The organism is Akkermansiaceae bacterium (assembly GCA_024233115.1).
Taxonomy (GTDB): domain Bacteria; phylum Verrucomicrobiota; class Verrucomicrobiia; order Verrucomicrobiales; family Akkermansiaceae; genus Oceaniferula.
Genome location: JACKQB010000006.1, coordinates 305,438 through 318,694, shown reverse-complemented (window position 1 = coordinate 318,694; position 13,257 = coordinate 305,438). Strand labels below are relative to the sequence as shown.

Sequence of the window (13,257 nt, the reverse complement as noted above, 5' to 3'; positions counted from 1 at the left end):
GTTTTCTAGACGTAGAAGTTTTCCTTGCCGTTGAGTTCGCGGATGCCGGGGTGTTTTTCCATCTCCTCTTCAATCAGGTCAACGCCGAGGCCGGGTCGGTCTGATAGATGCAGGTGGCCGTCACGCACATCAATCGGATGGGTGATGACTTCATCGCGCCAGGGCACGTCGTTTTTCATAAACTCACAGCGGAAAAAGTTAGGGATCGATGCACAGACGTGGGCGCTGGCCAGGGTAGAAAGCGGACCGTTCGGGTTATGCGGTGCCACCAGCACGTTGTAGGCCTCGGCCATGGTAGCGATCCGTTTCATCTCCGAGGGGCCGCCGCAGCGGGTGATGTCGGGCATGACGATGTCGCAGACGTGCTGCTCTAACACGGGTCGGAACCCGTGGCGGGTGTAGTGGCGCTCGCCGACGCAGATGGAGACGTTGCCGGGCAGTCGCTCGCGCAGTGCGCGCAGGGTGTTGGCGTTTTCCGGTCCGGCGGGCTCCTCATACCAGGTCATGCCGAGTGGGGCGAGTCGTTCCGCCATCTTGACGGCCATCTGTCCGTTCATCATCGCGTGGGTCTCGATCATCATGTCGGTGCCTGGACCAACGGCATCACGCACGGCGGCGGTGACTTCGTAGGCGCGGTCCTGCATTTCCTGGGTCAGGGCAAGGTTGGTGTTGAGGTCGGTGCCGTAGAGGTAGTTGGTGTGGGCGAAGGGGTCGAATTTAAGCCCGGTGAAGCCGGCATCGATGACCTCGCGTGCCTGGCGGGCGTAGTCCTCCGGAGTATGGCCGCCGCCAGTAAACCAGTAGTTCGCGTAAAGCTGGATTTTGTCTCTGAAAGCACCTCCTAACAATTCGTAACATGGGACGCCGAGCACCTTGCCCTTGAGGTCGAGCAGTGCCATATCGAGCCCGCTGATCGCACACATGGAGGCACCGAAGGGGCCGAGCCAGTTCAGGTCGCGGTAAAGCTTGGTCCAGATGAAGTCGGTGCGCATCGGATCGAGTCCGACCACACGTTCGCCAATGTGTTTGGCCGCAGCTTCAACAATGGGGGAGCCCGGCCAGTTGGTGGCTTCACCGACCCCGGTGTGTCCGGTGTCGGTATGCACCTTGAGCATGGTCCAGTTGTATTTGATTCCTTCGACAAGCCAGACGTCAACGTGGGTGATTTTCATGATGTTTATGGGTATTTTAAATTTGGAGTTTAAAAGTGTTAGAGTATCCCGTAGGTGTCGTAGGCTTCGCGGGCGGACATGCCTTCCTCGATTTTTTGCTGCACGGTTTTCTCACCCGTGGCTTTTTCGTAGGCCGCTAGAATGACTTCCTTTTCGATCTCCTTCGGGATGACGATGACGCCGTCGAGGTCGCCAAAGATGATTTGTCCAGGTTCGATACGGATGCCGCCGATTTCGATCGGGCAGTTGTAATCGAGCACCTTGCCCCGTGGCGCCTGGTCCTGGGCGTAACGTCCATGTGAAAACGTCGGGAAGTTGAGTTTGTAAATGCCACGGGTATCACGGGAAAATCCATCAACCACCGCGCCGACGGCACCGCATTTCATCGCGCGTGTGCTCATCAGCTCGCCCCACAGCGCGTAGCTCGGGGATGCGCCGCTACAGATGTAGACATCGTTTTCCTTGAGGGCATCCAGGGCATCGAGCATCAGGCCGAAGGGTTGGGAGAGTATCGGGTTTTTCCCGGTCCCGGATAGCTCCTCAAAGCAGTCGCCTTCGAGGACAGTCATCGCGCGGCCCGCCACCACCATGTCTTCACGTAGTGGTTGGAGTCGCTGCGGTAGAAACTGATGGAGGTAGCCGAGTTTGTCCAATATGTCCCCTACGACGGCAGTATAGAGGTGCTCGCGCATGAGCGCGAAGAGTTCGGTGTCGTTTTGCCAGTGCATGGTATGATTACGTTTTGATTGCAATGAAATTGCTGGAAAACACGTGGCCTGATTTTGAGGCAATGAACATAACAAAAACCACGCATCCCAGGAAATATTGTCCATTTCAATGAATACTTGCACGATCTGTCCACGAGTTGTATGATTTGACCAGATGTCATGGCCCAGCTACCCTGCCCACAACTACGAGCGGCGGAAAAAATTCGGTATCTACCTTGAACCCACCGAGGCGAGCAGGGTGTGGGGGTTGCGTGTGCATGGTGTCGGCAGCTTCACCAGTAGGGCGAATGATATCTCTGCCAGCGGTCGGGTCATTGACATCTACGCGCTGGTGTTCGTGCGTGCCGGGAGTGGCTTTTTACGTGACCGGAACGGCAAGGACACCTCGTTAAACGCAGGAGATGTGTTGGTGGTAACCCCCGGATGGTGGCACCTGTATAATCCCGACAAATCATCGGGCTGGGCCACCGCCTGGGTCTTGTTTGACGGCTCCGTTGCCGAGGCCTTGGAACAATCCGGGGAACTGAAAGCCGGCGTGCTGCCCACCGGCCCGGGTGATGCCGGGTCAAAGGCGCTGGAAGCCATCCTGGACGGCATGATCGGGCTGGCCACTCACCGGGCTGATACACAGGAGCTGCAGGCGCGGATGGCTGCCGAGATGCTGGGGTTGCTGGCTCGTCTGTCGGACTGGAAGGCACGGCAGACACGCGGCGGTGCGTTGGATCAAATCAGCGAAGCCATCAAACATGTCGATGAAAACTACCCTGGTGACATTGACTTCGATGCCTTGTTGGAGAAATCGGGTATGAGCTACACCCATTTTCGCAGGCAATTCAAAACGGCGACAGGTGATGGACCGCAGGCGTACCAACAACGTTTGAGGGTCAGGCTGGCCAAGGAATTGCTCAGCCACACGGAGTTGCCCGTAGCCGAAATCGGCCGCCAGGTTGGTTATCAAAACGCGGCGTATTTCTCGCGGGTGTTCCGGAATCGTGTCGGTGTCTCACCCGCCGTATGGCGCGGCACCAGTTTCTAATGACAAATTGAGTTTGTAAGTTGGACAATACGCGTGGATTGGCATAGCAACAAGTCATGTCCACGGCGGATGAAAAACTCAAACTCGGAATACTTGGCTCCGGCTCCGGCTCGAATATGCAGGCGATTCTCGATGCCATCGAGGACGGCTCGCTCAACGCCGAGATCGTTCTGGTGCTCTCGGATAACCCGGATGCGTATATTTTGGAAAGGGCTGAAAAGGCGGGTATTCCTGCCGAAGTAATCGATTGCTTAGGCTACAAAACCAAATTCCCCGATCAGTCCCAGGCTGCGGTGGCTAACAAACTCAAGTCACTGGGCGTCGACCTCGTCTGTCTCGCGGGATTCATGCGTCTGGTGAAACAGCCGATGCTGGATATTTTTCCTAATCGTATTCTCAACATCCACCCGTCGCTGCTACCCGCCTATCCCGGACTGATGGCATGGAAACAAGCGGTCAACGATGGCGCGACCGAATCCGGTTGCACGGTGCATTATGTTGATGCCGGCATGGACACCGGCCCGATCATTCTCCAAGCCAGGGTTCCTGTGCATCCTGAGGACACCGCAGATACCTTGCACGCCCGTATCCAAGTCGAAGAACACCAACTCTATCCTGCCGCGATCAAAAAAGCAGCACGTCTCAACCAATAACTAACAAACTTATATTATGGCTAAAAAATCCACTAAATCCAAACAAGCCTGGGAAAAGCCCATGCCCAAAGCCCAGTTCGAATTCATGCGCGAGGTGCTCGCCGCCCCCAGCCCGATCGGCCTCGAGGCAGCCATGTCCTACGGCGTGCTGAAACCCTACTTTGAGAAATTCATGCCCAAGTCATGGGCAATCCACCAGTTCAAAGGCAACGCCGGTATCGTCATCGACACCCATCCGGGGCGGGACGACATGACCTCCGCGATGATCATCGGCCACGCCGACAAGATCCGCATGCAGGTCCGCAACATCGACAAGGATGGAAAAATCTGGGTCAACACCGACTCCTTTCTGCCCTGCACCCTGGTCGGTCATGAGGTGAAACTCTTCAGCCAGGACCCGAAAAAGCCAGGCACCTACCGCTGCATCGAAGGCGGCACCATCGAGGCACTCGGCGCGATCCATTTCTCCGAGCCTGCCCAGCGCACCGGTGATAAAGGACTCAAACCGGAGATGATGTATCTCGAACTGCAAATGCACGGTGAGAATTGTAAGGAAAAGATCGAAAAACTCGGCATCCGCCCAGGCGATCCGATCATCCTCAACCGTCCGATCAAAAACGGCTTCTCAGACGACACCTTCTACGGCGCCTACCTCGACAACGGCCTCGGCTGTTTTGTCGTCGCGGAAATCGCCAAAATCCTCGCGAAGTCGCAGCTTAAAAACCTGCGCGTTTTCTACACCATCGCCACCCACGAGGAAATCGGCCGCTTCGGTGCCACCGCCATCGCCGGTGAACTCAAACCCGACATCCTGATCGGATCCGATGTCAACCACGACTACGATGCCGCGCCAGGAATCGGAGCCAAGCGCATGAATCCGCTCGCCATGGGTAAGGGATTTACTCTAACAAATGGATCGATCACCAGCGAGTATCTCAACACCCTGATCGAAAAAGCCTGTCAGGCCAACAAGATCCCCTATCAGGTCGACTTCGCAGGTCGCGACACCGGAACCGACGCCATGGCCGCCTCCCTGGCAGGAATCGACAGTGCCTCCACCTCGATCGGTTTCCCTATCCGCAACATGCACACCATTTCCGAAACCGGCCACACCACCGACGTCCTGGCCGCCATCCACGCCATGGTGGAAACCTTCAAAGCCATGGACACAATGAACCGTGGCAAAGGCATCACCCGTGACGACCTCAAAAACGGCCACCCACGCCTGGATGACGCCAAGGCTTTGTAAAATATAACAGATCAAGGAAAAAGCGCAGTCCATAAAAGGGCTGCGCTTTTGTTATCGACCTGAAAGGTTGTTATTTTGGAGTGCGGATGGCTTGCCTCCGCTTTGGGGCTGGGAAGCTCGCTTCCTGTGGCGGGGTTTCATCATGCTGGCAGCTAAGAATAAGTGCGGCTACTGCCGGGATAAAAATCGGCAAGCCAATTTAGGAGAAAGCTTAGGCAAGCCTCCGCACTCCAAACCTTTACTCCACCGTCACACTCTTCGCGAGATTCCTTGGCTGGTCGATGGCGCAGCCTCGGATTCTGGCGACGTGGTAGGCGAAGAGCTGGAGGGCGACGGCGGCGGGAACCACGGCGGTGTATTGGGGGCAGGCGGGGATCTCGATGACGTGGTCGCAGGTCTTGCGGGCTTCTTCATCGCCTGCGGTGATCACACCTAACACGGGGGCGCTGCGGGCTTTGCACTCGGCGACGTTGCTGAGCGATTTGTCCTGACCGGGACCTTCGTTGAGCAGGGCGATGACGGGCATGCTTTCTTCGAGCAAGGCGATGGGGCCGTGTTTGAGTTCGGCCGAGTGGTAGCCTTCCGCATGGATGTAGGAAATTTCCTTGAGCTTGAGCGCTCCTTCGAGGGCAACGGGGAACATGTAGCCGCGGCCAATGTAGAATGCGTTGTTGTAATGTGCGTAGTGCTCGGCGGCTTTGGCGATCTGGTCGTTGGTGTCCAACACCGCCTGGACAAGCTCGGGCAGGCGTTCGATTTCACGGGCAATCTGGATGCCTTGTTCGCGTGAAAGACGATTGGCGCGGGCGAGTTTGAGTGCGATCATCAGTAAGACGGAAACCTGACTGGTGAAAGCCTTGGTCGATGCCACACTGATCTCCGGGCCAGCGTGAAGATAGATGCCACGTCCTGTTTCACGGGCGATCGTTGAGCCAACTACGTTGACCAAAGCGGCAACTAACGAGCCTTTTTCCACAGCTTCGCGAACGGCGGCGAGGGTGTCGGCTGTCTCACCCGACTGGGAAATGGCGAGCACCAAATCGCGGCTGCCCACGATGGGATTGCGGTAGCGGAACTCGGCGGCTTGTTCGACTTCCGCCGGGATGCCGGCGAAGTCTTCCACGGCATATTCACCGATGAGGCCGGCGTTCATGGAGGTGCCGCAGCCGACGATGAGGAGTCGCTGGATATCGACAATTTCACGTGGTGTTAGATTGAGTCCGGAAAGGATGGCGGTGCCACGGTTGAGATCGATGCGGCCACGGATCGTGTTCTTGATCGCTTGGGGTTGCTCGAAAACTTCCTTCAGCATGTAGTGTTCGTAGCCGCCTTTTTCCGCGGCATCCGGTGACCAGTCGATTTCCGATGTAGCTCGCGTGACGGCACCGGAATGGATGCTTTGGATATCGACCTGGCTACCCTCGATGCGGGCGATGTCGCCATCGTCGAGGTAAATGGCTTGCCGGGTGTAGGTGATGATGGCGGAGGCGTCCGAGGCCACGATGGTTTCGTCTTCACCAAGACCCAGCACGATGGGGGAGCCGCAGCGGGCGACGACCAATACATTCGGTTCGTCTTTCGACATACAGGTGATGCCGTAGGTGCCCTCCACTTCCTTGAGTGAGGCCTTTACCGCATCGATTAAATTTCCGTTGTAATTCGACTCCACCAGGTGGGCGAGCACTTCGGAGTCGGTGTCCGATTTAAAAACATGCCCGGCCGCAATAAACCGGTCTCGAAGCGCGTTATGGTTTTCAATAATGCCATTATGCACGAGCACAACGCGCCCTTCATTTCCCTCATGCGGGTGGGCATTTAATGTGGTCGGCGGCCCATGCGTCGCCCAACGTGTGTGGGCGATGCCACAATGCGCTGATGAAAGAGCATCTTTTTCCCCGTCAACAAGCTTGGCGAGTCCGGAGACCTTGCCGCTTTGCTTACGGATGAGAATGTTGCTCGCCGTTGCGACAGCGATACCGGCCGAGTCATAGCCGCGGTATTCGAGTTTTTTCAGACCGCTGATAAGCACGGGCATGGCGGCACGTTTGCCAGTATATCCTACGATTCCACACATTTATTTAAAGTTTGTTAGTTTTCAGAGTTCAGTTTTCAGACCAGCACGATGGAATCATGCTGCGGCTGGAGTTTAAGAGACAAGGTCTCGCTGCACCGTGTCGTTCGGGTGGGTGATGGAGTTGGAGCCGAGTTTGCGCCCCGGGTAGATGGCTGTCAGGATGCCGGTGTGGGTGCCGTCGCCGACGATGGCGCCGAATTTTCTTCGGCCTGTGTCGATGAGTTGGTCACGGATCATGGAGCGGTGGTTGGAGCCATCGTGTCGGAGGTTGGAGGTGATCGTTCCCGCACCAAAATTCACCTTGTTTCCAATGACCGAGTCGCCGACGTAGCTCAGGTGGCCTATCGAGGTGCCGTGGCCGATGATGGAATTCTTGATTTCAACGGCCTGGCCGATATGGCAGTTGTCACCGATGGTGGTGGAGCCGCGCAGGTAGCAGTTAGGCCCGATCTTACAGTTTTTTCCGATGACGACGTTGCCTTCGATCACGACACCGGGGAGGATTTTTGACCCTTCACCTACCTGGACAAAGCCATCGATGTGGGCGGCGGGGCTGACTTCTCCTTGATAGTCGGATTGGGATAATTGGCTGACTATATTTTCATTGAGTTGGATAAAATCCCACGCGTAACGAACCAGCATGGATGCGTCAGAGGCGTCGACTTCGGTGGTGAAAATGTCCGGGTTTTTATCGCCGATCCAAGCTAACACATTCCCGCAGTTGGATTTTAAAACCGCCTGTGGGGCTAGTCGGGCCAATGCCTGCCAGTCTTCCTTGGTGATCCACGCGTTTTCAATCACATGGGCGTTTTCGATGCCCTCGGCGTTTTCTTGTTGGAAATCGAGAAACGTACGACCTGCGATGAGCTGTTCACCCATGGGGGAGTCTTGGTGCAGGGGCCAGAAATGGGCTTCGTGGGCGGGGTGTGTGGTCATGATCAATGGATGGTTGAAGGAATGGAGAAATGGACGATTGGAGAGTAGCTTGTATCGCTGCACTCATCCAGTTCTTGATTGATTCATTTTACTGCGCCGATGGTGTTCTGGATGGCTGCGGCAATGAGGTCGGCCTGGCTCCTGGCCAGAGCGGCATCGGAGCACTCGGTGAGGACCCGGATTTTTCGTTCGGTTCCCGAGTAGCGGACGAGCACACGGCCTTTTTCTGAAAATGCCGCTTCCGCATTCTGGATGGCGGCGTGAACCTCGGGGATGGTTTCGATAGGCGGCTTTTCGGATACATTCAATCCTAACAGGACTTGCGGGTAGATTTCCATACAGTTCGCAAGGTCTGAAAGTGGCGCGTTCTTTTCGCGCATCATGGCGAGGAGCATCAGGGCGCTCATGATGCCGTCGCCCGTGGTTGCGTGATCGGAGTAAATGATGTGGCCCGAGTTCTCGCCGCCCAGGTTATAACCTTTTTCACGCATACGTTCGAGGACGAGCCTGTCACCGACACCTGTGGTTTCCAGATTGATGCCATCGGCGGCGAGGGCATCACGCAGGCCGAGATTGCTCATGACGGTGGCCACCAGGGTGTTCCCCTTCAGTTTGCCCTGTTCATGGAGGGCTTTTGCACAGAGACAGAGAACGCGATCACCGTCGATGACCTCCCCTTTTTCATCGCAGAAAATCACGCGGTCGGCGTCACCATCGAAGCAGATACCGACGTGGGCGCCGTGTTCCTTGACGAGGGCAGCGGCCTTGTCCGGATACAGGGCGCCACAGCCCTCGTTGATATTTCTTCCATCGGGGTGAACGGACATTTTGATGACCTCCGCTCCAAGCTCCTCGAAGATGAGTGGACCGACGTGGTAGCCGGCACCGTGAGCGCAATCGACGACAATCTTCAGGCCGCGCAGCGAGTCCGCCCCCACGGCATTCTTGGTAAACTCGATGTAGCGACCCATCGCATCATCGATACGGATAGCCTTGCCGAGGTCTCCCTCGGGGTGCGGCAGGTCGTCGGAGAGGATCAGGTTTTCAATTTCCAACTCCAGTTCGTCACTGAGTTTAAAGCCGTCGCGGCCAAAGATCTTGATGCCGTTATCCTGGTATGGATTGTGGGATGCGGTTAGCATGATACCGGCGTCGCAGTTCATCGACCGGGTTAGGTGGGCAACCGCAGGGGTGGGCGCCGGGCCGGTGAGCAAGACATGTGAGCCCTCTGAAACCAAGCCACTGGTAATCGCGGTTTCCAGCATGTAGCCGGAGAGTCGGGTGTCTTTGCCGATGACGACCTTGTGTCGGCGTTCGCCGTCCGACTGGAGAACGCGGGCGACGGCGCGGCCGATTCTCAGGGCTACTTCCGGGTTGATCGGCCACTGGTTGGCGATGCCTCTGATTCCGTCGGTTCCGAATAATTGGGTGCTCATACTTGTGTGGAGAAATTACCTGGCTAGGTGTAGGGAGGTGAAAATTGACGCCCTGCAATGTAAAATGACACCACATGGCGAATCTGGCAATATTAAGTTCAAAAAAAAATGAACAAAGTGTCATGGCCGTGATGGTGGTGCGTAAGCGGCAGGGAAAATGATCATGCCGTGCGTGTTGGTGCTTGTAAGGTTCCATGGGCTGCCGACGTATTCACAGCCTGGAAAAATAGAAAAACAGAGAAATGAACAAAGCACTCATCATCCACGCCCTATGGGCGGTTGTAGCGATCACCTCGTTTGTCGTGGGGGCTCAGTATTTTGCGGGCGATGCGATGACTGCCGCCCATGGTGATTCTGGAAAGAGCGGAGGGGCCGGCGCCTCTGGCGGGTCAACCGGTCCTGTGGCGGGTGCCTACCACCCGCGTCCGGCCTCCCGGAACAGCCGGTCAGCCGGGGTTCCCGATCTGGGTGAGCCGGGTAGAGTCAATCTATCCGAACAAGGGATCAAATCGCTCGGCAACATTTTGCAAACGAGTAACAACCCCATTGAGAGGCGTATTGCCTTTGCCAAATTGCTGGAGGGGCTGACGGTGGAGAATGCCGAGCTGCTCCGGGAGCAAATCACCCACATGTCCTCGGATAGTCCGGAGTGGAAGGATTTTCATTACGCCTGGGGGGCGCTGGCTGGTCAGTCGGTGGTGGAATTTGGCGCCAAAAGCGAACAGAAGGACATGGCGGCAGCCTTCAGCGGGTGGGCCAGTGCCAACCCGCAAGCGGCTCTTTCCTGGTTCAACAGTCAATCAACAGAAGATCAGAACAGGAGGGATTTGAAATGGGGAGCCGTCTATGGCCTGGCCAATACCGACCCCCGAGTGGCTACGGATTTCGCCATGCAGCGACTGGAAATGGGTGACAAGGATGCCGGTCACATGATGAACCTGATTGCCAGGGCGGTGATGAAATCGGGCAGCCCCGAGGAAGCCGCCCGCTGGTCGGCCAGTGTGCCGGAGGGTAAACTGCGCGACGTTGCCGTCAGTCAGGTGGCACGGGGTTATGCCGATGAGGACCCATCGAAAGCGGTTTCATGGCTGCAGACTTTGCCCGAGGGAAATGGCAAGGCGCTGGGATTCGGGATGGCCTTTTCCACCTGGGCAGCACGGGACGCCGAAGCCGCCGGAAACCACCTCAACCAGATGAATGATTCACCCGAGCGTGACTCGGCGGTGACTGGATTTACGCGGCGTATCGCCTATCAAAATCCACGTGCCGCGGTCGACTGGGCAAGCACCATCACCGACCCGAAAATGAGAAATGAGACGCTGGTTCACAGCGGCCGGGCATACCTGAGGAAGGATCGCGAGGCCGCGCGACAATGGCTGGCCAGTAGCAATCTATCAGCTGAGGTGCAAAAAAGGATCATTGGTCCGGGGAAAAGGAAGTAAAAGGGGTAAAAGGAAATGAACCAGGTGACTCTGTGATTGATTCCGGGATGATTCCTGCGAAAGTGGTCGTGTCATATGCCTATCAGTAAATTACACACCCTGCAGGAGCGACTCTCTGCGGCTGTCCTTGGAGCGGAGCAAGCGAGCAATTTGCTGCTTACTGCCCTGTTGGCCAAAGGACACGCCTTGATTGAGGGAGCGCCGGGTGTCGGGAAAACATCACTGGCCCAAACGCTGGCCAATGGGATCGGTGGCAGGTTCAAGCGGATCCAGTTTACCCCGGACCTGCTGCCGTCGGATATCCTCGGATACCATCTCTACAAACAACACAACGGCGACTTCGAGTTTGTCCCAGGTCCCGTATTTACCAATTTATTGTTAGCCGATGAAATCAACCGGACCTCGCCGAGGGTGCAGTCGGCCTTGTTAGAGGCGATGAACGAGGGGCAGGTGACCATTGATGGCTCCACACGGGACCTGGAAAAACCGTTTCTTGTGGTCGCGACCCAGAACATCACCTCATCGACGGGAACCTTCCCGCTGCCCGAGCCTCAGCTCGACCGCTTTCTACTTTCCATACCGATGTCATTGCCCGATGCGGAAACCCAGCGTTGTATCCTAGATTCTCATGCGGCAGGGGAGATCAACGGGACATCCCGTGATCCGTTGCTGACAACCAATGAGATTTTGGAACTCCAGCAACAGGCACGTGAGCTGCCCATTGCGGCCAACCTGAACGAATACATCATCAACCTCTGTGAGATGGTGCGCAGAGCGGCAGGGGGGAGCCACACCGTGTCGGTGCGCGCCTCCCTGGCACTGATGAGGGCGGCCCAGGCGAATGCATTTCTGGATGAACAAAAGGCGGTGCACCCGGATCACGTGCAGACGGTGTTTCCGCATGTCATGCGTCACCGGCTTCTTCCGGATGACGGCTCATCACCGGAGCCGATCCTGCGGGCGGCGATGAAAGAAACCCCGGTGCCGTAGCTTCCTTGTTAGAAGCCAGGCAGGGGGACCGGTTTGCCTGTCGACTTGACGACGGGCATAACAGCGTCCGTCTCTTTGAGGTGCTTACCGAGCACCTTGGCAAGCCTGCTGGTTTTCTCGGGATGTTTTTGAGAGAGGTCGTTTTTCTCTCCGAGGTCGTCTTTCAGGTTATAGAGTGCCAGTTTCTGGTTGGCGTGCCAGTAGATGAGCTTCCAGTCGCCTTGCCTGACCGAACTGAATGCGGGTTGGTCATAAAAATTGGGATAGTGCCAGAAAAGTGTGCGCTCGGCTTGTCGGGTCGCTGGGTTTTTGAGAATGGGAACCAGTGACTTGCCATCGACGGGGATGTCTCTGGGCACGGGCACTCCGGCCATTTCCAGGAAGGTGGGGAAAACGTCTTCGATGATCATCGGCGTGTCTGTGCGCAGGTTCTTCCCGGTAACACCCGGCCACTTGACGATCAGGGGGACACGCGAGCCGCCTTCATAGGCGGTGATCTTATGGCCGCGCAATGGCAGGTTCCGCTGGCATTGGCGGGGTGAGCCGTTATCAGACATGAAAACCACAATCGTGTTGTCTGCGACCCCCAGTCGTTGGAGGGTCTGCATGAGGTCGCCAAGCGATTTGTCCATGCCCTCTATCATCGATGCAAGGGTGGCCTGTTGTTTTGGTAATCCTTTGCCCTGGTATTTTTCAATAAACCGGCGGTCGTCTTCCCAGGGTGCATGCACGGTGTAGTGGGACATGTAGAGGTAGAAGGGTTGTTTCATGGCCACTGTATTTTCTAACTCGGCAATAACCTCTCGCGTGATCGCCTCGGTGAGGTTGATTTTTTGGCCGTGGTATTTTTCCAGTCCGGGGACATCCCAGAGATGGCCGGCCTTGCGCCAGGCGGCGGAGAAGTTTTTATCGCCATGGTAGGAGCCGGGGCCGCCCGCATAGTGGCCGGCAATGTTGACATCGAAACCCAGGTTTTTGGGATCCGAGCCAGGCGTGTCCTTGGCTCCGAAATGAGCCTTGCCGGCATGGATGGTGCGGTAGCCCGCCTTGCGCAACAGCTCGGGCAAGGTGGTGGCGGCCACGGACTTGGGCACCGTTGATCCTACGGGTTGCAGACCATTGAGGTTCCATGGGCTGGATTGGAGTATCTTGTTTTCGCGCTCGGGGGATTTGTCTTTTATCAATGTCCAGCAAGTTACCCGATGGCGTGCTGCATTCTGCCCCGTCATCAGGCTGACCCGGGTTGGTGAGCAGACCGCACAGGCGTAGGCATTGGTAAAAACGAGCCCCTCGCTTGCCAGTTTGACCATCGCAGGTGTCTGATAGATTGTATTGAGCTTGGTGGGCTCGGTGTGAAAAGGAACCGAGGTTTCCTGCCAGCCCATGTCATCGACGAGGAAGAAGAGGATGTTTGGTCTGCCCGCCGGCAGCTCCCCTGCAGGGCTGTGTTGGATGAGCAAGCTTGTGAGTATAGTTAGAAAGACGGGCGGTTTCATCATGGATAGACATACGGCTATACGCAGCAGAAGTGCCATAGCTTG

At 56.5% G+C, this 13,257-nt stretch carries 11 protein-coding genes; 5 read left to right on the top strand and 6 right to left on the bottom strand.

The genetic code is table 11. The annotated features are described in order from the left end of the window. Positions 1 to 5: 5 nt before the first annotated feature. Positions 6 to 1,172 carry a mandelate racemase/muconate lactonizing enzyme family protein gene (locus tag H7A51_17420; protein ID MCP5538000.1) on the bottom strand — a complete coding sequence of 389 codons (1,167 nt, stop codon included), beginning with the start codon at positions 1,170 to 1,172 and terminating at the stop codon, positions 6 to 8. 38 nt (positions 1,173 to 1,210) lie between these two features. Beyond that, complete coding sequence (locus H7A51_17415) at positions 1,211 to 1,900, bottom strand: RraA family protein (GenBank protein MCP5537999.1); 690 nt, start codon at positions 1,898 to 1,900, stop codon at positions 1,211 to 1,213. A 154-nt stretch (positions 1,901 to 2,054) separates the two neighbouring features. Here H7A51_17415 and H7A51_17410 point away from each other — a divergent pair, with 154 nt between their 5' ends. From H7A51_17410 to H7A51_17400, 3 genes are read left to right on the top strand one after another with little or no spacing between them, the layout of a single operon-like run. Continuing rightward, positions 2,055 to 2,936 (top strand): helix-turn-helix transcriptional regulator, encoded by an 882-nt coding sequence (locus tag H7A51_17410; protein ID MCP5537998.1) that lies wholly within the window; start codon positions 2,055 to 2,057, stop codon positions 2,934 to 2,936. Positions 2,937 to 2,992: 56 nt separating this feature from the next. Continuing rightward, the gene (gene purN, locus H7A51_17405) at positions 2,993 to 3,589 is read left to right on the top strand and encodes a phosphoribosylglycinamide formyltransferase (protein ID MCP5537997.1); all 597 of its coding nucleotides are present in this window, start codon (positions 2,993 to 2,995) and stop codon (positions 3,587 to 3,589) included. A gap of 16 nt (positions 3,590 to 3,605) precedes the next feature. Then, on the top strand, positions 3,606 to 4,838 hold the full coding sequence (locus H7A51_17400; protein ID MCP5537996.1) for a M28 family peptidase: 1,233 nt from the start codon (positions 3,606 to 3,608) through the stop codon (positions 4,836 to 4,838). Between the two features lie 238 nt (positions 4,839 to 5,076). Here the strand turns inward: H7A51_17400 and glmS are convergent, their stop codons facing one another. The 3 genes from glmS to H7A51_17385 form a co-directional block, all read right to left on the bottom strand. Beyond that, positions 5,077 to 6,912, bottom strand: a complete 1,836-nt coding sequence (gene glmS, locus H7A51_17395) for a glutamine--fructose-6-phosphate transaminase (isomerizing) (protein MCP5537995.1) — start codon at positions 6,910 to 6,912, stop codon at positions 5,077 to 5,079. Between the two features lie 72 nt (positions 6,913 to 6,984). Further along, positions 6,985 to 7,848 (bottom strand): hypothetical protein, encoded by an 864-nt coding sequence (locus tag H7A51_17390; GenBank protein ID MCP5537994.1) that lies wholly within the window; start codon positions 7,846 to 7,848, stop codon positions 6,985 to 6,987. Between the two features lie 83 nt (positions 7,849 to 7,931). Beyond that, positions 7,932 to 9,284: a phosphoglucosamine mutase gene (locus H7A51_17385; protein ID MCP5537993.1), complete on the bottom strand. Its 1,353-nt coding sequence runs from the start codon at positions 9,282 to 9,284 to the stop codon at positions 7,932 to 7,934. 242 nt (positions 9,285 to 9,526) lie between these two features. On the opposite strand from H7A51_17385, the gene H7A51_17380 reads away from it, so the two are divergent. Both H7A51_17380 and H7A51_17375 read left to right on the top strand, forming a co-directional pair. Continuing rightward, complete coding sequence (locus H7A51_17380) at positions 9,527 to 10,726, top strand: hypothetical protein (GenBank protein MCP5537992.1); 1,200 nt, start codon at positions 9,527 to 9,529, stop codon at positions 10,724 to 10,726. 75 nt (positions 10,727 to 10,801) lie between these two features. Continuing rightward, on the top strand, positions 10,802 to 11,716 hold the full coding sequence (locus H7A51_17375; protein ID MCP5537991.1) for a MoxR family ATPase: 915 nt from the start codon (positions 10,802 to 10,804) through the stop codon (positions 11,714 to 11,716). A gap of 8 nt (positions 11,717 to 11,724) precedes the next feature. Here H7A51_17375 and H7A51_17370 read toward each other — a convergent pair whose 3' ends face one another. Further along, positions 11,725 to 13,251 (bottom strand): sulfatase, encoded by a 1,527-nt coding sequence (locus H7A51_17370; protein ID MCP5537990.1) that lies wholly within the window; start codon positions 13,249 to 13,251, stop codon positions 11,725 to 11,727. Positions 13,252 to 13,257 lie beyond the last annotated feature (6 nt).

What these genes read in the sequence shown, in the direction of transcription:
- purN (MCP5537997.1), top strand. Translation starts at nt 2,993, where the DNA reads ATGTCCACGGCGGATGAAAAACTCAAACTCGGAATACTTGGCTCCGGC.
- H7A51_17400 (MCP5537996.1), top strand. Translation starts at nt 3,606, where the DNA reads ATGGCTAAAAAATCCACTAAATCCAAACAAGCCTGGGAAAAGCCCATG.
- H7A51_17370 (MCP5537990.1), bottom strand. Translation starts at nt 13,251, where the DNA reads ATGGCACTTCTGCTGCGTATAGCCGTATGTCTATCCATGATGAAACCG.
- H7A51_17385 (MCP5537993.1), bottom strand. Translation starts at nt 9,284, where the DNA reads ATGAGCACCCAATTATTCGGAACCGACGGAATCAGAGGCATCGCCAAC.
- H7A51_17410 (MCP5537998.1), top strand. Translation starts at nt 2,055, where the DNA reads ATGTCATGGCCCAGCTACCCTGCCCACAACTACGAGCGGCGGAAAAAA.
- glmS (MCP5537995.1), bottom strand. Translation starts at nt 6,912, where the DNA reads ATGTGTGGAATCGTAGGATATACTGGCAAACGTGCCGCCATGCCCGTG.
- H7A51_17420 (MCP5538000.1), bottom strand. Translation starts at nt 1,172, where the DNA reads ATGAAAATCACCCACGTTGACGTCTGGCTTGTCGAAGGAATCAAATAC.
- H7A51_17415 (MCP5537999.1), bottom strand. Translation starts at nt 1,900, where the DNA reads ATGCACTGGCAAAACGACACCGAACTCTTCGCGCTCATGCGCGAGCAC.
- H7A51_17390 (MCP5537994.1), bottom strand. Translation starts at nt 7,848, where the DNA reads ATGACCACACACCCCGCCCACGAAGCCCATTTCTGGCCCCTGCACCAA.
- H7A51_17375 (MCP5537991.1), top strand. Translation starts at nt 10,802, where the DNA reads ATGCCTATCAGTAAATTACACACCCTGCAGGAGCGACTCTCTGCGGCT.
- H7A51_17380 (MCP5537992.1), top strand. Translation starts at nt 9,527, where the DNA reads ATGAACAAAGCACTCATCATCCACGCCCTATGGGCGGTTGTAGCGATC.